This window comes from Candidatus Binatia bacterium, from assembly GCA_036504975.1.
Classification (GTDB): Bacteria; Desulfobacterota; Binatia; order UBA9968; family UBA9968; genus JAJPJQ01.
Genome location: DASXUF010000012.1, coordinates 60740 through 80893, shown reverse-complemented (window position 1 = coordinate 80893; position 20154 = coordinate 60740). Strand labels below are relative to the sequence as shown.

Here is a 20154-nt window from a genome sequence, read left to right as displayed (position 1 = left end):
AGCCACCGCGTTGCCGCTGGCCGCGGTCGTACAATCGCCGAACGGCGCGGGAGCCTGGACGGTCGTGGACGGCCGCATGCGTTTTCGGCGCGCGCGCCTCGGCGCGGTCGATCCCGCCGGCTGGATCGAAGTCGTCGAAGGCTTGTCCGTTGGCGATCATGTGGTCATCGCGCCGGGGAGACTCGCCGAGTTGAAAAACGAGGGCCGCCGCGTCGCCACTGCGTCTCGGGCCAACGGCGCACTGGCGGCGGAAAAAGAGCGGCCGTGAATCTCGCCGTTCGCGACGTCAAATACCGTTTCGGCCGATATCTCCTGACAGCTTTGGGTCTCGGGCTTTTGCTCGCCACCGTCATGGCGATGGGCGGAATTTACCGCGGCCTCGTCGAAGACGCGCTCAGCATCGTGCGCGCGCCGGGCGCCGATCTCTGGGTGGTGCAGAAGGACACCAACGGTCCGATCGCCGAGTCCTCGCGCATCCCGGACGATCTTTACCGCGTGATCCGCGCCGTGCCGGGCGTCGGCGACGCCGGCCCGATCGCCTTTCAGACGATTCAGCTCGACTACGGCGACGCATCGATCCGCGCGCAGATCATCGGCTACAAGCCCGGGCACATCGGGGCGCCGCCCGCGGTCGGCGCCGGCCGCCCGATCGCGGCGGGCCGCTACGAGATGGTGCTGGACCGGAAGGCCGGGGTTCCCATCGGCGCCCTACTCCGGATCGGACGCTTGACGTTCACCGTGGTCGGTCTGACCGACGGCATCGTTTCCACGTTCGGCGACTCGACGGCGTATGTTTCGCTCAGCGACGCGCAGGAGATCCAGTTTCTCAAAGCCAACGAAACGGTGCGCAACGAGCAGGCGCGCCTCGCGGCCGATTTGAAAGCGGACCCGGCGCTCGCCGCTCTCCCTCCTTCGTCGCTCGCCCCGATCGTCCGTAACACGAATCTGGCAAACGCAATTCTGGTGCGCCTGGAGCCTTGGGCCGAGCCGAATGAAGTCGTCAAACGGATCGAGCGCTGGAACCACTACCGCGCGTTGACCACGGCCGAGCAGGAAGACGTGCTGGCCGGCGGCATCATCGCGCGCACGCGCCAGCAGATCCTCCTGTTCAGAATTATCCTGCTCACGGTCTCGACGGTGATCATCGCGCTCATCCTCTATACGATGACGATGGAGAAGACCCGCGACATCGCCACGCTCAAAATCATCGGCGCGCCGAATTCGAAAATCGGCAGCCTGATCCTGCAGGAAGCGCTCGGCCTGGGGCTTCTGGGCTACGGCTTCGGCGTGCTGCTGATCGAGGCGACCTACGAATACTTCCCGCGCCGCGTGGCGATCGCGGCCGGCGATCAGGTCGCGCTGTTCGGCATCGTCGCCGCCATCTGCGTGCTCGCGAGCATCGTCGGCATCCGCCGCGCGCTCGCCGTCGATCCGACGACGGCGATGGGAGGAGGCGCCTGATGCCCGCGGTCACGGCGGAAAACGTCACCAAGATTTTCGGCCAGGGAGAGAGCCGGGTCGTCGCGCTCCAGGACGCGCGCGTCTCCGTCGAGCCGGGAGAGATCGTGGCGCTGATGGGGCCGAGCGGCTCGGGGAAGACGACCTTGCTCCGAGCGTTGTCGCTGATCGATCCGCCGACGGCCGGACGCATCGCGATCGACGACGAATTGGTCTTTGACGGCGTGAGCGTGCTGACCGACGATCGCCGGCTCCGGCGCCGGCGCATGGGGATTATTTTTCAGGCCTACAATCTCATTCCCTTTTTGACCACGGTGGAAAACGTGGCGCTCGTGCCGACCTTGAACGGCGTCTCGCGGCGCGACGCGATGGGGCGCGCGCGAGAACTGCTCGACCGCCTCGATCTCGGCCACCGCGCCGAGATTTATCCGGCCACGCTCTCGGGCGGAGAGCAGCAGCGCGTCGCCGTCGCCCGCGCCGTGATCAACGATCCCGCGGTGATTCTGGCCGACGAGCCGACCGCCGCGCTCGATACCGAGCGCGGAAAAGCCGTGATGGATCTGCTGCGGCAACTGGGCCGCCTCCAGCGCGCCGCGGTCATCGTCGTCACGCACGACGAAAGAATGCTCGAAGGCTTCGATCGCGTCTACCACATGATCGACGGGCGGATTGCCGATGCCTGAAAAATTCGACGTCGTGGTCGAACAGTTCGACGATTTGGTCGATTCGCCCTTCCCTGCTATTCGGAGCGGCCGGCGAAACCCTTGCGAATCGGTTCTTTCCGTCCAAGAAGCCTCTGGCACACGCGTTGCTCTCTTAGATGGCAGAACGATTTCCAAGGAAAGGAGGAATAGGCCATGAAGAAATTTTTAGGAGCGTTGATAACCGTCGCGACCGTAGCGGCTCTGTTGGCTGTGGCAACGGTGGCCACGGCTCAATGGCGCGGTCCTCACGGCCCCGGCACGGGACCGATGGGCCACGGCATGATGGGCGGACAAGGCTTTGGCGCAACCGAGACGCAGATCACCGACGAGAAGGCCAGGGAGTTGGCGCAGCAATATGCCGACAAAAACCTGGCGGGCTTCAAGGTCGAGCGGGTTCTTCCATCGACCGGGATGCGTCACACGATGTACGTGGTCGAGCTGAAGAACGCCGGCGGCGAGCTGCGGACGATCCACATCAACCCCTTCGGCGGCGTGATGCCGTTCGGCGGTCCGCGCGGGACGTAGCTAAATAGCGTCACCGCGTAAATGCGGCGACCCCCGGCGCAAACATCGCTCGGGGGTCGTTTTGCATCGTCCAGTAAAGGGAGATAGAAATAGAGACGGATTCTATGAAACTCAACGGCACAGATTCCACGAGAGCGCAAAAAACTATTTTGCTTGTCCCGCTTCTTCTCGCGCTAGGGACGACTGTTTTTTACAAGACGGCAATGTTACCGGCTCAAACTCGCCAAGATGAAGTCGCCGGGCGAGGCGCGCAGGTAATGCCGTTCGATCTCGAACAAACGATGCACGTGTTTCAGACACTCGATGACGGCGGCTTGCAGAAAGTAGTCGTGAAGGACCCATCGAATAAAAAGCAGATCGCCTTGATACAGGCCCACCTGAAAGAAGAGGCGGTGAGGTTTCGCAAAGGAGACTTTTCCGACCCGGCCAAAATTCACGGCGCGGACATGCCGGGCTTGACCGAGTTGAAAGCGGGCGCGGCGAAAATCGCCGTGCGTTACGCGGCTTTGCCCGACGGCGCGGAGATTCGTTATCAAGCGAAAGATCCGAAACTCGTCGCGGCGATCCATCGCTGGTTCGACGCCCAGCTCTCCGATCACGGACGCCACGCCGTCGAGCATATGCACTGAAGAGCCAAAGGCGGCCGAATAAACCGCCGCTTCTACAATGTTCGCCGGTCATGAAGAAAATTTTCCTACCCCGCTACTTCCTCGCCTCGGCCGTTCTTCTTCTTGCTCTGGTCTCCGCCTACGCCTTCTCTGAGAGCCGGCGGCTCCGCGGCGAGCTCATGCGCCAGACCGAGGCCAAGGGCGCGGCGCTTGCCGAGGCCATAGAAACCGGCGCCAGGAACGCGATCCTGGGAAATTCGCTCCTCGAAGAGCAGATCGGCCAGCGGCTGCTGGACAACGCGCGGCTCATCGACCAGCTTCTCAGCTCCGGCGCAGTGGATCAGGACTTTCTCAAAAACCTGAGCTCGATGAACCGCCTTCAGAAGGTGGAGCTTCTGGACGATCAGGGGCGGCCCTGGCAGCCGCCGCTGCCACCCAAGACGCCCGCGGAGATGAGGGAGCGGATGTTTGCGCAACGCGGCGAGGGAAACTTTCCTCCCACGCCGCCGTTCAGAATGTTCATGTGGGGAAGACATTGGCCGCTTCCCATGCAGCGAAAAGAAAACTCCGAGGAGCTTCCGCCGCGGCTGAAGGAGAAAAAGTTTTGGGAAGGGAGCGTCTTCGGCGTCGCCGTCGGCGCGCGGAGTTTTCCGGGCGTAATCGCCGTCCACGCCGACGCCGGCTATATTCTCAACTTCAAAAACGAGATCGGAGTTCAGCGGCAGATCGAGGAGCTGGGACGCCAGTCGGATATCGACTACGTCGCGCTCCTCGACGGCGATCTCAAAGTCGTCGCGCATACGGACCGGGCTTTCTTGGATCAAAAGGAAACCGACCCGTTCGTCTTGCAAGCCGGCTCCGACGGCCGGGAGCTCAGTCGCATCGTCGAATTCGAGGGCGGAAAGCGCGACTATGAGATCGTCAAGCCGATTCGCTTGAACGGCTCGACGCTCGGCTTCCTGAAGATCGGACTCTCCCTGGCTCCGGTGGAGCAGGCGTGGCGCAACAGCCTGAGATCGATTCTCGTTCTAGGCTTGGCTATTCTTACCGTGGGGATTCTGGGGATGGCGGTGATTTTTTATAACCAACACTCTCACATGCGGGAAATAAGCGCGCTGCAGGCCGAGGTGGCGCGCCGGGAACATCTCTCGGCCTTGGGCGACCTGGCGGCGACGGTCGCGCACGAGATCAGAAACCCTCTGAATTCCGTCTCGATGGGTCTTCAGCGCCTCAAAGGGGAGTTCCACCCGACCGAGGACGAGGGGGAGTACGCCCGCTTCATAGAGCTGATGCGCGGCGAGGTGGCGCGGTTGAACTCGATCGTCGAGGAATTCCTTTCGCTCGCGCGTCCTCTGGAGCTCAAGCCTGAAGACGTGCGGCTCGACGCGCTGCTTCAGGATCTGGCCGCGCTAGCCGAAAGCGACGCCGAATCGGCGAAGGTAAAAATCGACGTCGTCGCGTCTTCCGATCTCCCGAGCGCGAGAGTGGACCGAAATTATTTCAAACAGGTCCTGCTGAACCTTGTTCTCAACGGCGTCCAGGCCATGCCCGACGGAGGCCGGTTGACACTAGAGGCGAAGGAAGCGCGCGGAGATTTGATTCTCGCAGTTACGGATAACGGAGCCGGCATTCCGAAAGAAGTCCTTCCACGGATTTTCGAGCCCTACTTTACCACGAAGACCAGAGGTTCCGGCCTGGGTCTCGTCATCGCCCGGAGGATCGTGGAAGCGCACGGTGGAAAATTGACCGCCGAGAGCGAAGTCGGCCGCGGCAGCCGGTTCCAGGTTTCCCTTCCTCTCGGGAATGCTCAGAGGTAAACGGTGGACCCTTTTCAAATTCTCGTGGTCGATGACGAGCCGACCCAACTTGAGCTTATCGAAGGCTTTCTCAAAAAGCAGGGCTTCGCCACGGTCCTTGCCGCCAGCGCGAAGAAGGCCCTGGAGATATTTCGCGCCGAGCCCATCGACCTGGTTTTGACGGACCAAAGAATGCCCGACATGTCGGGTTTGGAACTCGTGAAGGCGCTCCGCGCCGTCAATCCCGAAGCGTCGGCCATCGTGATCACGGCCTATGGGACCGTCGAGACCGCGGTCGCGGCGATCAAAGCCGGCGCGGTGGATTACGTCACCAAGCCGGTCAATCTGGACGAGCTGCTGTACCGGATCGCTCAGGTCAAAGAACGCCGCCGCCTGCTCTCGGAAAACCGCGACCTCCGTGAGGCGTTGGAGAGAAGCCACCGGATCGAGGGAATCATCGGCGAAAGCGGCAGGATGATCGAGGTTCTCTCTCTGGTGCGGCGGGTAGCGCCGAGCGAGGCAACGGTTTTGATTCGCGGCGAGAGCGGCACGGGAAAGGAACTCATCGCCAAGGCCATTCACTATGCCGGCCCGCGCGCATCGGCGCCGCTGATCCGGGTGAACTGCGCGGCTCTGCCGGAGACGCTGCTGGAGTCGGAGCTGTTCGGCCACGAGAAGGGCGCGTTTACGGGAGCGGTGGCCGCGCGCAAAGGGCGCTTCGAGTCGGCCGACGGCGGCACGCTTTTTCTCGACGAGATCGGCGATCTTTCGTTACCGCTTCAAGCAAAACTCCTTCGGGTTCTTCAAGAGAGAGAGTTCGAGCGGCTGGGCTCCAGCAAGCCGATCCGGGTCGACGTGCGAATTATCGCCGCAACGCATCGAAATCTCGAGGCGCTCGTCAAGGCGGGTCAATTCCGCGAGGATCTCTACTACCGGCTGAACGTCGTCACCGTCGTTCTCCCTCCTTTGAGGGAACGGCGGGAAGATCTGCCGTTGCTGATGGATCATTTTCTCCGCGTCTTTGCCGAGAAGAACCGCAAGGCCATTCGCGGTCTCACGAGCGAGGCGCGCGAAGCGCTTCTACGCTATGACTATCCGGGGAACGTCCGCGAGCTCGAGAATATTATCGAGAGAGCGGTGGTGCTCACGAGAGACGATGTGATCGGAGAAGCCGACCTGCCGCTAAGCACGCAAGGGCTCGAGGAAGCGGAGAGCGGGCAGGCGAGCCTCCCGGCGGCGGTGGAAGGAGTGGAGCGGCGGATGATCCGGGGGGCGCTCGTCCGGGCCGGCGGCGTTCAGACCCGAGCGGCGGAAATGCTCGGCTTGAGCGAACGCGCGCTCCGCTACAAGCTAAAAAAATACGGACTCAGCAATGCGGATTCCCCCTGAAATTCCCGCATGCCTCAAGGGACGGAAAGATTGCCGGCTCTTGATTGAAAAAGTGGAATGGGGGCGTCAAAGCCGCTCGGCTTCCGCGAGCAGTTTTGCATCGCTGCTGTAGCGCCGGAGCGCGGCCTTTAGCTTTTGCCGCTGGACGCTCGCCGGCACGCCGAGATTCTGCATCGTCTGGGCGATCTTCGGTCCGCCGAGCTGCAAGAGCTTACTGTAAATGACGTCGATCTCCGAGGTCTCAATCTCCACGGCGATCTGGAAGGCTTCCTCGACCGTCAGCGACGGCGTGCCCTGGCGCAGAAAAGTGGAGAGCTTTTCTTTTAGCTCGCTCGCCTTCTCCTGAGTGACGGAGGGATCCAGCTCCTCGTCCTCGTAATTATCGATCAACGCCTTGCAAGCGAGCAGAATCGACGCATGCTGCTCCTCCTCGAGGCCCATCTCCCACCAGAATTCCCTCAGCGCGGGCCGGTCGAAAAAGAGATGGGAGAATCGCAGATAGATCTTGGAGACGAGCCGCTCGATCTCGGAAAATCCCGCCAGCGGATCGAAATCCTCACGAATCATGCGCTTACGCTTCCCTCAACCTCTCGCGCAGAAATTCGAGGATCTTGATGTGCTTCTCCGAGTCGTGGACCATGGACTCCAAGAGCAAGACAAAGAGATCGCGATAATAACCCCGGCTCGATTTGATCAGCTCCCTGTACTCCTTGATCCCCTGCTTCTCGACCCGGATGAAATCCTCGGTGAGCCGGAGTAGCTGGTCTTTTTCCTCGACCGGGTTGTAGAGCCCGCGAAGGGCGTCGTCGGGATGGGTCCAGTTGAGATCTCCCTTGAGAGTGGAGGCCATCGCGCGGGTGACCGCCTGGTGCTTTTCCTCGTCGGAGATGATCATCTGAAGGAGGAATTTGATCATCCCGTTTTTGGTCTTGCCGGCCACGTCTTTGTATTGCGCGAGAAACTTCCCCTCCTCGCTTTCGTGCGCCTCGAACTCGTTGGTCAAGCGCTCGACTTCCGAGATCGCCGGCGGCTCGGTCCCTAACGCCTTCTCGCCGTAGATGGCATATAATTCTGGAATGCCTTCCATGGTCTCTCTCCTTTCTTGATTCGCCTTCGTCATCGTCCGATTCCATTCTCATGCGAACGGAATATTTTCGCTCTCGGAAATACCTTTGAGCAATGGACGTGCCAGGAAAAAAGCGAGGAAATCAGCGGCTCAAACGACCCCGGCCTCTTTGGGAAGTCCGAGAAGTAGGAACGGCGGACCGCTTTTTTCTCAGTTTTAAGAAGCGCCCACCTTGGTCTTTCCGATTTAGTCAAGAAATCCTAGAGAAATGCCTGGCATGGAAGCTGCTCTATCTCGCGGCCAAAACAACAAGGAGGCGCTTCATGGGCAAACTTGCAACCTTCGACGACTGGACCGACCTGTTCCGCAAATGGCAAAAGGACATCGGCTTCGACGGCTCGCTCGTCAAAGATTTCAAGTTCGACGCGCTTTATGACGGCGGGACCCACCCCGAGATCGAGTTCGGCGAATTCGCCGGCGGGAGAAAATGGGACAACATCTTGCAGGTCCCAACGCAGGACATGCGCGACGCCCTGCTCCATCTGATCGTCTATCAGGGCGACACCGAGTTCGCTTCCTCGGAGCAACAGCGGAACCTGCTCGACACCGCGCCCAGCGCTCATGACCATCAGTGCCTGCTTCGCGTCATGCGCGAAGAGATGCGTCACGGCTGCCAGATGAGCCACATCCTCGTCAATCATTTCGGCTACGACGGAAAGCTCGAAGCGAGAAAACTTTAGCGCAAAGATTTTTCCGGGAGGACTATCTTATGAATCGGTCCGGAGAACACGGGCACTGACGAGCGTCTTATCCGCGATGAACCGACTTTTTTATAGATTGAGAGCGGCGATCCTCCGTGAAGCCCTGGAGATCAGGGGGTTCATGCGACTCCTCACCAAGCGCCGCAACACGGGAGAGAGGTGGACCAAAGAAGAAAGAGCCGAGATCAAAGCTCACCTCAAATCGTTGTCGCAGACCGTCCCCGTGCTTCTCGTCTTCTCGCTCCCCGGAGGCTCGTTGCTTATCCCTCTGCTTGCCCTGGCGCTCGATCGGAGAAAGAAACGGAGAGCAGGGCCGATGGTGGAAGAAAAAATGCTTCACGAAGTCGGGGAAGCGTGAGCTGGCGGACGGTTTGATCACCCCCGGAGATTAAGTAGAAGTTTTCTGCAACCCTTCGAGCGCTTTGCCGGCGGCCTCTTGCTCCGCCTGTTTTTTACTCCTGCCCTCGCCGCGGCCCAGCACTTTGCCGCCGACGGCGATCTCCGTGACGAAGCGCTTTTCGTGATCGGGGCCGGTCTCGCCTATGAGCTTGTAAACCGGCGGCTCGTGGAACAGCATCTGGCTGATTTCCTGGAGTCGCGTCTTGTAATCCTGCTGTCCCAGCTTGGTCTCCTCGATGCCGGGCGCAAAATACCGCTCGACGACGCTGCGCGCCGGCTCATAGCCGCCGTCCCAATAAATCGCGCCGAGAAGCGCCTCGAAGGCGCCCGCGAGAATCGACTTCTTTTTTCTGCCGCCGCTCCGTTCCTCGCCCTTGCCCATGCGCAGCAAATCTCCGAGACGGAGATCGGTCGCCTTCTCCGCCAGAGTAGCGGCGTTCACCAGCGAAGCCCGCATCTTCGACAGGTCACCCTCGCTTTTTTCGGGAAACCGGCGCATGAGGAGATCGCTCACGGCGAGGTCCAGCACGGCGTCGCCGAGAAATTCGAGCGTCTCGTTGTGACCGTCTGCCTTGCCCCGGCCGTAGGAGATGTGAGTTAGACAACGCAATAGGAGAGCTGAGTCTTTGAACCTGTATCCCAACTGCTTCTGCAGCAGGGATAATTGCAGATCGTTATCCACGACGCACCTGAAGAATTTTAGATTTTGGATTTTCGATTCTCAATCTAAAATCGGCAATCGAAAATCGAAAATTTAGTTCATGGCTTGGCCGACGAGCGATCCGTTTTCCAGCTCTTCGATTGCGACCTCCACTTCTTCATTCACCCGCGCGTCGCCACGCACGGAGACCGGCAGATAGTTTCTGCTGTAGCCGCGGCGAGCACCCGCAACGTTCGAGTCGCCCTCGACGAGCACCGAAACCCGCCGGCCGAGAAAACGATGATAGAATTCCCTCTTCTTGCGTGTCCCCAGCTCTCGCATTCTTCTCGCGCGCTCTTTTTTGACAGCGTTCGGAAGATGGTCGGGAAGCGAAGCCGCCACCGTGGCGGAGCGGATCGAGTAGGGAAAGACGTGAAAGTAGGTCAACGGAAGCGAGTCGAAAAATTCCAACTGGCGCTCGAAGCTCTCGTCGGTCTCAGCGGGAAAACCGACGATGATATCGCTCCCCAAGGCGGCGTCGGGCAGCAGCGCGCGCGCCTTGGCGACAATGTCGCGGTAGTACGCCGTGTCATAATTACGGCGCATCTGCTTCAAGATGCGGTCGTCGCCCGCCTGCGCGCAGACGTGAAGGTGGGGACAGAGGATTTTCGACTGCGCCATGAGCCCTAGCAGCCGCTCTGGAACCTCGCGCGGGTCGAGCGAGCTAAGCCGAAGGCGGCGGATCGGACTTTTTTCGAGGATGATCTCCAGCAGCGCAGTCAGGTCCATCTTGGGATCAAGATCGTGGCCGTAGCCGCCAAGGTGAATTCCCGTGAGCACGATCTCGACGAAGCCGCGCTCCGCGAGCGCGCGAATCTCGCGTATGATGTCTTCAGGCGGAACGCTGCGACTCAGGCCGCGCGCGGTCGGTATGATGCAATAAGTGCAGGAGTAGTTGCATCCCTCCTGAATTTTCAAGAATGCCCGGGTGTGACCGGGCAGGGCTCGCGCGCCCAGCACCGGAACGCCGCGCTCCCTTTTCACTTCGCCCACGGCGACTCTTTCGGCATCGGCCAGTGGCTCCGCATGATCGACGAAGCGCAGCAGATCGCCCAGACGATTCAGCCCGACGACGAAATCCACGCCGGGGACCTCGGCGACCTCCTGCGGTTTCACCTGCGCGTAGCAACCGGTCACGAGCACGCGCGCCGCCGGGCTCCGCCGTTTGGCCTTCCGAACGAGCTGGCGCGCTTCCCAGTCCGCGCGGTCGGTCACGGTGCAGGCGTTGACGATGTAAAAATCCGCCGCCTCCTCGAACGGAACGAACGAGTGACGCGCCTCTTCCAGGCGGGATTGAATCACCGCGGAGTCGTATTGATTGATCTTGCAGCCGAGGGTCGTGATGGCGATTCGCATGATTGAAGTATGAAGGACGAGGGATGAAGGATGAATTCCGTAATAGGATTCACTTCATCTTTCAGCCTTCCGCTTTCATCCTTGAATTGCCCGCGTGATCCATCCGCCGCCCAGCACCCTTTCTCCCCGATAAAACACCGCCGCCTGGCCGGGCGTGACGGAGGGAAAGGCTTCCTCGAAACGCGCCTCGCAGGCTCCATCTTCGCGGATGCGGATGCGGCAGGGAATCGCAGGCGAGCGATAGCGCACCTGGACCTCGGCCGTGAACTCATCGCCGTCCGGCGGCTCGATCCAGTTGAGAGAATGCGCGACGAGCCCGAGACAGTTCAATTCCTCTTTTCCGCCGACAACCACGCGCCGAGTCGCCTCGTCGATCTCCGTAACGTAGAGCGGACGCGGAGAAGAAATCCCCAATCCTTTCCGCTGGCCGATGGTCAGGCGGTGTAGTCCTTTGTGACGTCCCAACACTTTTCCGGAACGGTCGACGATCTTTCCGCCGTGAATTTCTTCCGGGTGCGCCAGAGACTCGACGAAGCTTCGATAGTCGCCGAAACAAACATCCTGGCTTTCCGGCCGCTCCGCGACCGAGAGGGCGAGACGGCGGGCGACGCCGCGCACCTCGCTCTTGCGCAAGTCGCCGAGAGGAAAGAGCGTGCTCGACAGTTGCTCCTGAGAAAGCGCGAAGAGAAAATACGACTGGTCTTTGTTGCAGTCCGCGCCGCGAAGAAGCGAGGTCCGTCCGGTCGCCGGGTCGCGGCTTAGGCGGGCGTAGTGTCCGGTTGCAACGTAGTCGGCGCCCCGCCCCTTAGCCCAATCGAGCAGAACACCGAGCTTGAAATCCCGGTTGCAGGCGACGCAAGGATTAGGCGTGCGTCCTTCAAGATAATCTGTGACAAACGGCCGCACGACCGACTGTGCGAAGCGGGAGCGCGCGTCGATCAGCGTGTGGAGAATTCCGAGCTGCGCCGCGACGTCGGCGGCGCCGTGATGATCCGAGCAACTGCGCCGCTGACGCTCTTCTTCCCACAAACGCAGCGAGACTCCCTCGACGTCGTAACCCTGCTCGAGGAGCAAGCCCGCCGTGACGGAGCTGTCCACACCGCCGCTCATCGCCACCACCACTTTTTTCTTTCTGTTGCTCATGGCACATGAAGAAGGCATGAGATGAGAGTTACCGGCATGAGATTTTTGCCTTGTCTCACGCCTCAAGCCTCGCGCCTCTCGCCTATCTTTCCGCTTCCTGTATTTTCAGCAGCTCTTTGACCTTGCGCAGGACCTCGTTGTCCACCGCCTGCTTTTCTTCGAGCCCGCCCTGGCGCGCGCTCAGCTCGTTGACCCGCTTCTCGAGCTTCTGGACGTAATCGACCAGCGCGCCGATCGCCTTGGCCACCGGGTCGGGCAGCCGATGATGCTCCAGATCGATCATGTGCGCCGCGTCGCGCTGCACCCCCTCGCCGCCGACCACCCTGCCGGGAATGCCAACCACCGTCGAGTTGGGAGGGACGCTGTTGATGACGACCGATCCCGCCCCTACCCTGCTGCTGCGGCCGATCGTCACCGGCCCGAGAATCGTCGCGCCGACGCCGATGACCACCCAATCCTCGACCGTGGGATGTCTCTTTTCTTTCCTGAGGCTCGTGCCGCCGAGCGTCACGCCCTGGTAGATCGTCACGTCGTCGCCGATATCGGTCGTTTCGCCGATGACGACGCCCATGCCGTGATCGATGAAGAAGCGCCGGCCGATCTTCGCGCCCGGATGGATTTCGATTCCCGTGTAGGAGCGGCCGATGTTGCTCACCAGGCGTCCCAGGGCCTTGAGCCCCCGCGACCAGAGCGCGTGAGACATGCGATAGAAGAAAAGCGCGTGAAAGCCGGGATAGGTGAAAAGGACTTCCCCGAGATTGCGCGCCGCCGGATCGCGCTGAAAAACGACCTGGATGTCTTCTTTAAGCGTGCGCCACATAAAAAGGCGTGAGGCACGAGGCGTGAGCAAGGATGAAAACGGAAACGCGGAGATTCCCGCTTTCATCTTTTATCCTATTGCCTGGCGCCCGTTGCCGGCTTCGTATCCTTATATAACTTGTAGTCGATGCTATCCACGACCGCCTGCCAGCTCGCTTCGATCACGTTGTGCGAAACGCCGACCGTGCCCCAGCGGTCCTTCTTGTCTCCCGATTCGATCAGCACGCGCACCGAAGCGCCCGTTCCTTCGCCGGAAGACAGCACGCGGACTTTATAGTCGAGCAGCTCGACCTCCTTCAGCGCCGGATAGAATTTGGTCAGGGCTTTGCGCAGCGCGCTGTCGAGCGCGTTCACCGGACCGTTGCCCATCGCGGCGGCATGCTCCAGGACGCCGTCCACCTCGACCATGATCGTCGCCTCGGAGATCGGCGGCTCGCCTTCTTTCCTTTTCTCGTCGATCACGCGAAAGCCGATGAGGCGGAAATTCTTTCTTTTGCGGTCGAGCGCCTCCTGGATCAAAAGCTCGAACGACGCTTCCGCCGCCTCGAACTCGTAACCCTGGCTTTCGAGATCCTTGATCCGGCGCAGAATCTGCTGCACGGCGTGATCGTGGTTGTCGAGATCGACGCCGTATTCCTTGGCCTTGTAAATGATGTTGCTGCGCCCCGCCAGGTCCGATACCAGGACCCGCTGGCGGTTGCCGACCAGCTCCGGGTCGATGTGCTCGTAGGTCTCGCGGTTCTTGAGAATGCCCGCCACGTGCATGCCGCCCTTGTGGGCGAAAGCGCTGTCGCCGACGTAGGGCTGGTGCTTGTTCGGGCTGATATTGGCAAGCTCGTACAAAAAGTGCGACACGTCGCGCAATTTCTTGAGCTGCTCGGGCGCCACGCACTGCTTGCCCATCTTGAGCTGCAGGTCCGCGATCGCCGAGCAAAGGTTGAGATTGCCGCAGCGCTCGCCGAAGCCGTTGATCGTCCCCTGCACCTGGCGCACGCCCATCTCGACCGCCGTCAAAGTGTTGGCGACCGCGAGCTCGCCGTCGTTGTGGCAATGGATTCCGAGCGGCTTCGAGATCACTCCCTGGAGCGCGGCGATGGCGGCGCGAATCTCGCCCGGCAGCCGCCCGCCGTTGGTGTCGCAGAGAACGATCCAATCCGCCCCGCCCTCTTGCGCCGCCTTCAAGCAATCCACGGCGTGCCCGGGATTCGAGCGATAGCCGTCGAAGAAATGCTCGGCGTCGAAGATCACCTCGCCCACGCGCTCCTTCATATAGGCGATCGAGTCGGCGATCATCTCTACGTTCTCTTTCATGCTGATCCTCAAGTCGTCGCGCACGTGGAGGTCCCACGTCTTGCCCACGAGAGTCACGACCGGGGTGTCGGCGTTGAGGAGCGTCTTCAAGCTCAGGTCCTGCGACGGCCGTGAAGAAGACTTGCGCGTCATGCCGAACGCGGCGATTCGCGCGTGCTTGAGCTTGAGCTTCTTGACCGCTCTGAAGAATTCCTCGTCGCGCGGGTTGGAGCCGGGAAAACCGCCCTCGACGTAATCGACGCCGACTTCGTCCAGCTTCTCGGCGATGCGGAGCTTGTCCTCCAAGGTGAAGGAGACGTCCTCCGCCTGGCAGCCGTCGCGGAGCGTCGTGTCGTAGATCAAAACGTCTTTCATACGGCCGCCTGGTTCTCGATGAATTCTTTGTGCAGCGCCCTGACCGCCCGCTCGGTGTTTTTTTCGTCGATCACCACAGATATTTTAATCTCCGACGTGGAGATCATCTCGATGTTGACGCCCTCGCGCGACAACACCTGAAACATGCGCGCCGCCACGCCGGCGTGGGTGCGCATGCCGACGCCGATGATCGAGACCTTGGCGATGTCGGGATCGATCGTGACCCCTTTCGCCTTGATCTTATCGGCCATGTTTTCGACCAGCGCGATGGCTTTTTTATAATCCGCCCTGGGCACGGTAAAAGTCAAATCGGTCGTCCCCGCCTCGCTGGCGTTCTGGATGATCATGTCGACGACAATATTGGCCGCGGCGATCGGGCCGAAGATTTGCGCGGCAAGTCCGGGACGGTCCGGAACCCCGAGCAGAGTGACCTTCGCCTCGTCCTTATCGCAAGTCACGCCCGAGACGAGAACCGCATCCATGGTTAAATCCTCCTCGACGATCCACGTCCCCTCGCTATCGCTGAAGCTCGATCGGACATGGATCGGCACTTTGAATTTCATTCCCAGCTCGACGGAGCGGATCTGCAGCACCTTGGCGCCCATGCTCGCCATCTCGATCATCTCCTCGTAGGAGATGCGGTCGAGCTTCCTGGCCGCCGGGCAGATGTTGGGATCGGTGGTGAAGACCCCTTCCACGTCGGTGTAGATCTCGCACACCTCGGCGTTCAGCGCTGCGGCGATGGCGACCGCGCTGGTGTCCGAGCCGCCGCGGCCGAGAGTCGTGATGTTGTCCTGTTCGTCCACGCCCTGGAAGCCGGCGACGACGACGATCTCTCCGTCCTTGATCGACTGAAGCGCGCGCGCCGAGTCGATGCTCTTGATCCGCGCCTTGCCGTAGACGTTGTCCGTCTGTATGTGCATCTGGTGCGCGAGCAGCGAGCGCGCTTTATATCCCAACCCCTTGATCGCGAGCGCGAGCAGCGCCGTGGAGACCTGCTCGCCCGAAGCCAGCAGGACGTCCCGCTCGCGCTCGTCGGGCGATTCGCAGATTTGTTGCGCGAGAGCGACCAGCCGGTTGGTCTCGCCGGCCATCGCCGAGACCACGACGATCAGGTCGTGACCGGCCTTTTTGGCGGCGACGGCTTTTCTGGCGAGGTTCTTAATCCGCTCGACGCTGCCGACGGATGTGCCGCCGTATTTCTGCACGATCAGTCCCATTGTCATCTCGTAGGGAATCCCGTATCCAGGAGTCAGAATCCAGAATCCCCCCGTCCCTTCTGAATTCTGGATTCTGGATTCTGAATTCTTTCCAGTATTTTCTCATATTGCCTTCCGTGAGCGGTAAAGGTCAACCGCCGCTCATGTCCGCTTCTATGCTCAAAGTCGATCTCAAGCCACTCATCGATCTCGCCCGGCGGAAGATGCTCGAACCATTCGACGACGCTCGCGCCGTCGGAGAAAAGGTATTCGCGGAGATTCAACTCCTCCAGCTCTCGCGCGTTGCCGATGCGATAGAGATCGATGTGGTAGATCGGCAGCCGGCCGTCGTACTCGTTGATCAGGGTGAACGTGGGGCTGCGGATCCACGCCTCTTTGCCGACGCCCGCCCCTTCGGCCACGCCGCGGGCGAAGCAGGTCTTGCCGCTTCCCAGCGCGCCGGTGAGTCCGATAATTTCGCCGCCCTTGAACAACCGGCCCAACTTTTTGCCCCACGCATGGGTTTGCGCGGCGGAGTGCGAGATCAGCGAAAAAGATTTCATTGCAAAATGAAAATTGCAAAGTGCAAAAGTCAAAAGTTCCGGAGCTTTCTTCCATTTTGCAATTTGAGTTTTGCATTTTGCACTTTGCCTTCTGCCTTCTGTCTCTTGTTTTCTGCCAGCTTTTTAAAGCTTTCCGGCAGCGCTTCGATCACGTCCGACGCGATCAGCCCGATCTGACCTTTTGCAGCGGCCACCCGATCGCCGGCAAAGCCATGAACGAAAACCCCGAGCTTGAGCGCGTCCTCGATGGCAAAGCCCTGGGCCAGCAGCCCTCCCAAGATGCCGCCAAGCACGTCTCCCATCCCGCCGCTCGCCATGCCCGGATTTCCGGTCGGATTGATGAACACACGGCCGGCGGGGGTCGCGATGACGGTGCGCGCGCCCTTGAGCACGACGTGGCAGCCATGCTGCTCGGCAAACGCGCGCGCGACTCCGACTCTGTCGCTATTGACCTTAGCCGTGTCCGCTCCGATGAGCCGCGCCATCTCGCCCGGATGCGGCGTGAGAACCGGCGGGCTCTTGGCGCCGCCGAGCCTCTCGATGTCTCCGGCCAGAAGATTGAGCCCGTCGGCGTCGATCACGAGCGGCGTCTCCAGATTTCTCAGCAGCCACCAGAGCGCGCTCCGTGTCGAGTCGTTGACGCCCACGCCCGGACCGAAGAGTACGGCGCTCTTTTTTTCCAGGATGCGGCGCCACTCGTGATCGCTGAGCGTCCCGATCTCCTCATCGGCATTGTCTCTCAGCGGTTCGGTCATGACTTCGACGAGCGCAGCGGCGAAAATGTCGTTGAGAGAGCGCGCCGCGGCCAAGGTCACGAGCCCTGCGCCGGCGCGTATCGCCGCTGTGCACGCGAGGATCGCCGCGCCGGTCTTGCCGCGCGATCCCGCCACGGCGAGCAGGTGGCCGTAAGTTCCTTTGTGGCTGTCCGGCTCTCTTTCGGGAACGAGCCGGCCGATCTCCTCCTCGTCGAGCAGCTCGGCGCGCGGCCGGACCTCTTCGACCGCCGCGGGATGAATGCCGATGTCGGCGACGACCAGCTCGCCGGCGTAAGACACGCCGGGATAAATGACTTCGCCTAATTTTGGATAGCCGAGCGCCACCGTCATCTTCGCTTTGACAGAGGCGCCCAACGGCTTGCCGCTGTCGCTGTCAAGACCCGACGGCACATCCGCGGCCACGACCGGCAAGCCGGAACTGTTGATCAGCGCGATCGCCTCGGCATAAACGCCGCGCACTTCTTCTTTGAGCCCCGTGCCTAAGACGGCATCCACGACGAGTTTTTTCCCCTTGAGCCGTTGCCGGAGCGGCGCGAGAGAGTTCGCCCCGGCCTCAACCACGGTCCCTTTGACTTTGAGATACGCGCGCAGATTTTCCGCCGCGTCGGGCGAAAGCTCGTCTTTACGCGCCAGCAGGACGACCGCGCACGGAATGCTTTTTTTTTTGAGCCGGCGCGCGACCACCAGGCCGTCGCCGCCGTTGTTGCCCTTGCCGCAAACGACGAGGACGCCGCCCTTGGCCGCTTTGCCGAAACGCTCGACGAGCGCCGCGGCGATGGCCTCACCGGCGCGCTCCATCAGCGCGAGGCTCGGCACGCCATGCTTTTCGATCGTCAGCCGATCCAGCTCGCGCATCTCTTTTGCGGTAACGACGAACATTGCAAATTCTCGTCATGGCGTAGGGGCAGGCCCCCGTGCCTGCCCGAATTTGGGCGACCACGGGGGGTCGCCCCTACCTAACCGTCAACAGTCCCTTCATCTCCCTCACCGCCTGCTCCATGCCGACCATGATCGCCCGCGCCACGATGCTGTGGCCGATGTTGAGCTCGACGATCTCGGGTATGCGCGCGATCGGCGTCACGTTCTCGTAATTCAGCCCGTGTCCGGCGTGGACCTCCAGCCCGAGGCGGCGCCCGAGCGCGACGGCGGCGGCGATTTCGCCGAGCTCTTTCGACCCGTCTCCCTTCGCGTTCGCATAGCCGCCGGTGTGAATTTCGACGGCGTGAGCGCCCGTCTCCTTCGCGGCCTCGATCTGTTTTTCGTCCGGATCGACGAACAGAGCGACTCGGATCCCGCGCGCTTGAAGACGTAGGGCGGCGTCGCGAATCTTAAATTTTTGCGACGAAACGTCGAGTCCGCCCTCGGTCGTCAGCTCTCGGCGCCGCTCGGGAACAAAGCAGGCGTCGTCGGGCCTGATCTCTTCCGCCAGGCGGACCATTTCCGGCGTCACGGCCATTTCCAGATTGAGCTTGGCCTTGAGCTTCGCGCGCAGCCGCTCGACGTCGCGCTGCTGAATGTGGCGCCGGTCCTCGCGCAGATGAACGGTGATGCCGTCCGCCCCGCCTTTCTCGGCCAGCAGCGCCGCCGTCACCGGGTCGGGAATGTCGATCCCTCTGGCCTGTCTGACCGTGGCCACGTGATCGACGTTCACTCCAAGACGAATCATGTTCGTGCTCGTCAGAAGGAATCCAGTAGCCAGAAGTCAGAATCCAGAATGCCTCCCCGCTCCTGAATTCTGACTCCTGAATTCTGAATTCTAGCTTTTGCCGATCTCCTTCCTGATCTCTTCCGCTATCTCCTCCGCCATCTGCCGAATCCGCCCCTCGTTTTCTCCTTCCAGCATGACGCGCGCCAGCAGCTCGGTGCCCGAGTAGCGGACCAGAAGCCTGCCGCGCGTGCCGAGCTCTTTCTCCACGGCGGCGATCTTGGCCCGCACCTGCGGCAAAGCCGCCAAGTCTTTTCTCTCTTTGACTTTCACGTTGAGCAGCACCTGTGGAAGCTGCGTCATCACCTTTTTCAATTCTCCGAGGCTGCGTCCGGTTTCCACCATGACTGCCAGAAGCTGCAAGGCCGTAACGCAGCCGTCCCCGGTCGTGTTGTGGTCGAGGAAAAGCAGATGGCCGGACTGCTCGCCGCCCAGGTTGAAGCCGCCGCGCACCATCTCTTCGACGACGTAGCGGTCGCCTACCTGAGTGCGCAGGAGATTCAGCCCCATTCCCTTTAGAGCCAATTCCAGACCCAGGTTGCTCATCACGGTCGCGACGACCGTTCCCCCTTTCAGAGATTTCTTGTCGCGCATATCTTTCGCGCAGATGGCGAGGACCTGATCGCCGTCCACGACTTCGCCTTTTTCGTCGATGAACATCGCCCGGTCCGCGTCGCCGTCCATGGAGATCGCCAGATCCGCCCCATGCTCTTGCAATGCCTGACACGCGGTCTCGGGATAGAGCGAGCCGCAGCCCCGGTTGATGTTCTCGCCGTCCGGACGGACGCCGATCGAAATGACTTCGGCCCCGAGCTCCGTCAAAACCAAAGGCGCTACCCGGTACGCCGCTCCATGCCCGCAGTCGACTACGATCTTCATCCCTTCCAGGGTAAGATGCCGGGGAAAAGTGCCCTTGAGGCAGACCACGTATCTCCCGACCGCGTCGTCGACGCGAAACGCTTTGCCGATCTCGTCCGCCGTTGGCCGGTGACGCTCCGTCTCGCCGGAAAAAATCATCTCCTCCATCCGCGCCTCGGTTTCGTCCGGCAGCTTGAAGCCGTCGTAGGAAAAAAACTTGATGCCGTTGTCCTGAAACGGGTTGTGGGACGCGGAAATGACCACGCCCGCGTCGGCCCGCATGCTGCGCGTGAGGTACGCCACGCCCGGCGTCGGCAAGGGCCCGACCTGGAGAACGTCCACCCCCATGGAGCAAATTCCCGAAGCCAGCGCCGTCTCCAGCATATAGCCGGAAAGGCGCGTGTCCTTGCCGATGAGAATTTTGTAGCGGTGGGGCCCATGGACGCCGGTGAGTTTGGACGGCGAAGGCGTCTTGCGCTCGGCCGGCGCCCCCGAAATATCCGCCCGCGGGTCGTGCACGACGGCGGCCAGGGCCCGCCCGAGCTTCAAGGCCATCTCGGAGGTCATCGGCTCCAGATTCGCCACTCCCCGGACGCCGTCGGTGCCGAACAGTTGCCGCTTGTGGATCCTTTTTATTTTTTCCGACGCCATCTCCTGTGCTCCT

21 protein-coding genes are annotated in these 20154 nt (G+C 61.3%); 9 read left to right on the top strand and 12 right to left on the bottom strand.

All coding sequences use genetic code 11. The features are described 5' to 3' along the window. The 7 genes from VGL70_02030 to VGL70_02000 all read left to right on the top strand — a co-directional run. Positions 1-268, top strand: a 268-nt coding sequence (locus VGL70_02030; GenBank protein ID HEY3302295.1) for a hypothetical protein, incomplete at its 5' end; no start/stop codon positions are given. Beyond that, positions 265-1461, top strand: coding sequence for an ABC transporter permease (locus VGL70_02025; protein HEY3302294.1), 1197 nt, complete (start codon positions 265-267; stop codon positions 1459-1461). The genes VGL70_02030 and VGL70_02025, both read left to right, overlap by 4 nt. Then, positions 1461-2141: an ABC transporter ATP-binding protein gene (locus VGL70_02020; protein ID HEY3302293.1), complete on the top strand. Its 681-nt coding sequence runs from the start codon at positions 1461-1463 to the stop codon at positions 2139-2141. Before VGL70_02025 ends, VGL70_02020 begins: the two co-directional genes overlap by 1 nt. A gap of 174 nt (positions 2142-2315) precedes the next feature. Further along, a complete protein-coding gene (locus VGL70_02015) occupies positions 2316-2687 on the top strand; it encodes a hypothetical protein (GenBank protein ID HEY3302292.1) in 372 nt (123 codons plus the stop codon). Positions 2688-2944: 257 nt separating this feature from the next. Continuing rightward, positions 2945-3316: a hypothetical protein gene (locus VGL70_02010; protein ID HEY3302291.1), complete on the top strand. Its 372-nt coding sequence runs from the start codon at positions 2945-2947 to the stop codon at positions 3314-3316. A 50-nt stretch (positions 3317-3366) separates the two neighbouring features. Further along, a complete protein-coding gene (locus tag VGL70_02005; GenBank protein ID HEY3302290.1) occupies positions 3367-5112 on the top strand; it encodes an ATP-binding protein in 1746 nt (581 codons plus the stop codon). A gap of 3 nt (positions 5113-5115) precedes the next feature. Continuing rightward, positions 5116-6480, top strand: a complete 1365-nt coding sequence (locus tag VGL70_02000) for a sigma-54 dependent transcriptional regulator (protein HEY3302289.1) — start codon at positions 5116-5118, stop codon at positions 6478-6480. A 66-nt stretch (positions 6481-6546) separates the two neighbouring features. Here VGL70_02000 and VGL70_01995 read toward each other — a convergent pair whose 3' ends face one another. Together VGL70_01995 and VGL70_01990 are read right to left on the bottom strand one after the other, a co-directional pair. Then, positions 6547-7047 (bottom strand): hypothetical protein, encoded by a 501-nt coding sequence (locus VGL70_01995; protein HEY3302288.1) that lies wholly within the window; start codon positions 7045-7047, stop codon positions 6547-6549. A gap of 4 nt (positions 7048-7051) precedes the next feature. Continuing rightward, positions 7052-7567 carry a hypothetical protein gene (locus VGL70_01990; protein HEY3302287.1) on the bottom strand — a complete coding sequence of 172 codons (516 nt, stop codon included), beginning with the start codon at positions 7565-7567 and terminating at the stop codon, positions 7052-7054. Between the two features lie 302 nt (positions 7568-7869). Here VGL70_01990 and VGL70_01985 point away from each other — a divergent pair, with 302 nt between their 5' ends. Both VGL70_01985 and VGL70_01980 read left to right on the top strand, forming a co-directional pair. Then, positions 7870-8286, top strand: coding sequence for a hypothetical protein (locus VGL70_01985; GenBank protein HEY3302286.1), 417 nt, complete (start codon positions 7870-7872; stop codon positions 8284-8286). A gap of 76 nt (positions 8287-8362) precedes the next feature. Next, positions 8363-8665 (top strand): hypothetical protein, encoded by a 303-nt coding sequence (locus VGL70_01980; GenBank protein ID HEY3302285.1) that lies wholly within the window; start codon positions 8363-8365, stop codon positions 8663-8665. A 30-nt stretch (positions 8666-8695) separates the two neighbouring features. On the opposite strand, the gene rnc is transcribed toward VGL70_01980, so the two are convergent. The 10 genes from rnc to glmM form a co-directional block, all read right to left on the bottom strand. Further along, positions 8696-9388, bottom strand: coding sequence for a ribonuclease III (gene rnc / locus VGL70_01975; GenBank protein ID HEY3302284.1), 693 nt, complete (start codon positions 9386-9388; stop codon positions 8696-8698). 72 nt (positions 9389-9460) lie between these two features. Beyond that, entirely contained in the window at positions 9461-10762 is a 1302-nt protein-coding gene (gene mtaB / locus VGL70_01970) for a tRNA (N(6)-L-threonylcarbamoyladenosine(37)-C(2))-methylthiotransferase MtaB (GenBank protein HEY3302283.1), read from the bottom strand. Positions 10763-10837: 75 nt separating this feature from the next. After that, positions 10838-11905, bottom strand: a complete 1068-nt coding sequence (gene mnmA / locus VGL70_01965) for a tRNA 2-thiouridine(34) synthase MnmA (GenBank protein ID HEY3302282.1) — start codon at positions 11903-11905, stop codon at positions 10838-10840. A gap of 82 nt (positions 11906-11987) precedes the next feature. Further along, entirely contained in the window at positions 11988-12725 is a 738-nt protein-coding gene (cysE, locus tag VGL70_01960) for a serine O-acetyltransferase (protein HEY3302281.1), read from the bottom strand. Between the two features lie 74 nt (positions 12726-12799). Then, positions 12800-14389, bottom strand: coding sequence for a citramalate synthase (cimA, locus tag VGL70_01955; GenBank protein HEY3302280.1), 1590 nt, complete (start codon positions 14387-14389; stop codon positions 12800-12802). Further along, positions 14386-15609: an aspartate kinase gene (locus tag VGL70_01950; protein HEY3302279.1), complete on the bottom strand. Its 1224-nt coding sequence runs from the start codon at positions 15607-15609 to the stop codon at positions 14386-14388. The genes cimA and VGL70_01950 overlap by 4 nt, the downstream gene beginning before the upstream one ends. A gap of 32 nt (positions 15610-15641) precedes the next feature. Next, positions 15642-16151 carry a tRNA (adenosine(37)-N6)-threonylcarbamoyltransferase complex ATPase subunit type 1 TsaE gene (gene tsaE, locus VGL70_01945; protein ID HEY3302278.1) on the bottom strand — a complete coding sequence of 170 codons (510 nt, stop codon included), beginning with the start codon at positions 16149-16151 and terminating at the stop codon, positions 15642-15644. A gap of 29 nt (positions 16152-16180) precedes the next feature. Beyond that, a complete protein-coding gene (locus VGL70_01940; GenBank protein ID HEY3302277.1) occupies positions 16181-17806 on the bottom strand; it encodes an NAD(P)H-hydrate dehydratase in 1626 nt (541 codons plus the stop codon). 73 nt (positions 17807-17879) lie between these two features. Further along, complete coding sequence (locus VGL70_01935) at positions 17880-18593, bottom strand: pyridoxine 5'-phosphate synthase (GenBank protein ID HEY3302276.1); 714 nt, start codon at positions 18591-18593, stop codon at positions 17880-17882. 90 nt (positions 18594-18683) lie between these two features. Then, positions 18684-20141: a phosphoglucosamine mutase gene (glmM, locus tag VGL70_01930; protein ID HEY3302275.1), complete on the bottom strand. Its 1458-nt coding sequence runs from the start codon at positions 20139-20141 to the stop codon at positions 18684-18686. Positions 20142-20154: the final 13 nt, after the last annotated feature.

Bases quoted from the DNA above. Each gene is read 5' to 3' on its own strand.
- VGL70_01935 (HEY3302276.1), bottom strand. From the start codon at position 18,593: ATGATTCGTCTTGGAGTGAACGTCGATCACGTGGCCACGGTCAGACAG.
- VGL70_02005 (HEY3302290.1), top strand. From the start codon at position 3,367: ATGAAGAAAATTTTCCTACCCCGCTACTTCCTCGCCTCGGCCGTTCTT.
- VGL70_02015 (HEY3302292.1), top strand. From the start codon at position 2,316: ATGAAGAAATTTTTAGGAGCGTTGATAACCGTCGCGACCGTAGCGGCT.
- cimA (HEY3302280.1), bottom strand. From the start codon at position 14,389: ATGAAAGACGTTTTGATCTACGACACGACGCTCCGCGACGGCTGCCAG.
- VGL70_01985 (HEY3302286.1), top strand. From the start codon at position 7,870: ATGGGCAAACTTGCAACCTTCGACGACTGGACCGACCTGTTCCGCAAA.
- tsaE (HEY3302278.1), bottom strand. From the start codon at position 16,151: ATGAAATCTTTTTCGCTGATCTCGCACTCCGCCGCGCAAACCCATGCG.
- cysE (HEY3302281.1), bottom strand. From the start codon at position 12,725: ATGTGGCGCACGCTTAAAGAAGACATCCAGGTCGTTTTTCAGCGCGAT.
- mtaB (HEY3302283.1), bottom strand. From the start codon at position 10,762: ATGCGAATCGCCATCACGACCCTCGGCTGCAAGATCAATCAATACGAC.
- VGL70_01950 (HEY3302279.1), bottom strand. From the start codon at position 15,609: ATGGGACTGATCGTGCAGAAATACGGCGGCACATCCGTCGGCAGCGTC.
- VGL70_01980 (HEY3302285.1), top strand. From the start codon at position 8,363: ATGAACCGACTTTTTTATAGATTGAGAGCGGCGATCCTCCGTGAAGCC.
- mnmA (HEY3302282.1), bottom strand. From the start codon at position 11,905: ATGAGCAACAGAAAGAAAAAAGTGGTGGTGGCGATGAGCGGCGGTGTG.
- VGL70_01940 (HEY3302277.1), bottom strand. From the start codon at position 17,806: ATGTTCGTCGTTACCGCAAAAGAGATGCGCGAGCTGGATCGGCTGACG.
- glmM (HEY3302275.1), bottom strand. From the start codon at position 20,141: ATGGCGTCGGAAAAAATAAAAAGGATCCACAAGCGGCAACTGTTCGGC.
- VGL70_01995 (HEY3302288.1), bottom strand. From the start codon at position 7,047: ATGATTCGTGAGGATTTCGATCCGCTGGCGGGATTTTCCGAGATCGAG.
- VGL70_01990 (HEY3302287.1), bottom strand. From the start codon at position 7,567: ATGGAAGGCATTCCAGAATTATATGCCATCTACGGCGAGAAGGCGTTA.
- VGL70_02010 (HEY3302291.1), top strand. From the start codon at position 2,945: ATGCCGTTCGATCTCGAACAAACGATGCACGTGTTTCAGACACTCGAT.
- VGL70_02020 (HEY3302293.1), top strand. From the start codon at position 1,461: ATGCCCGCGGTCACGGCGGAAAACGTCACCAAGATTTTCGGCCAGGGA.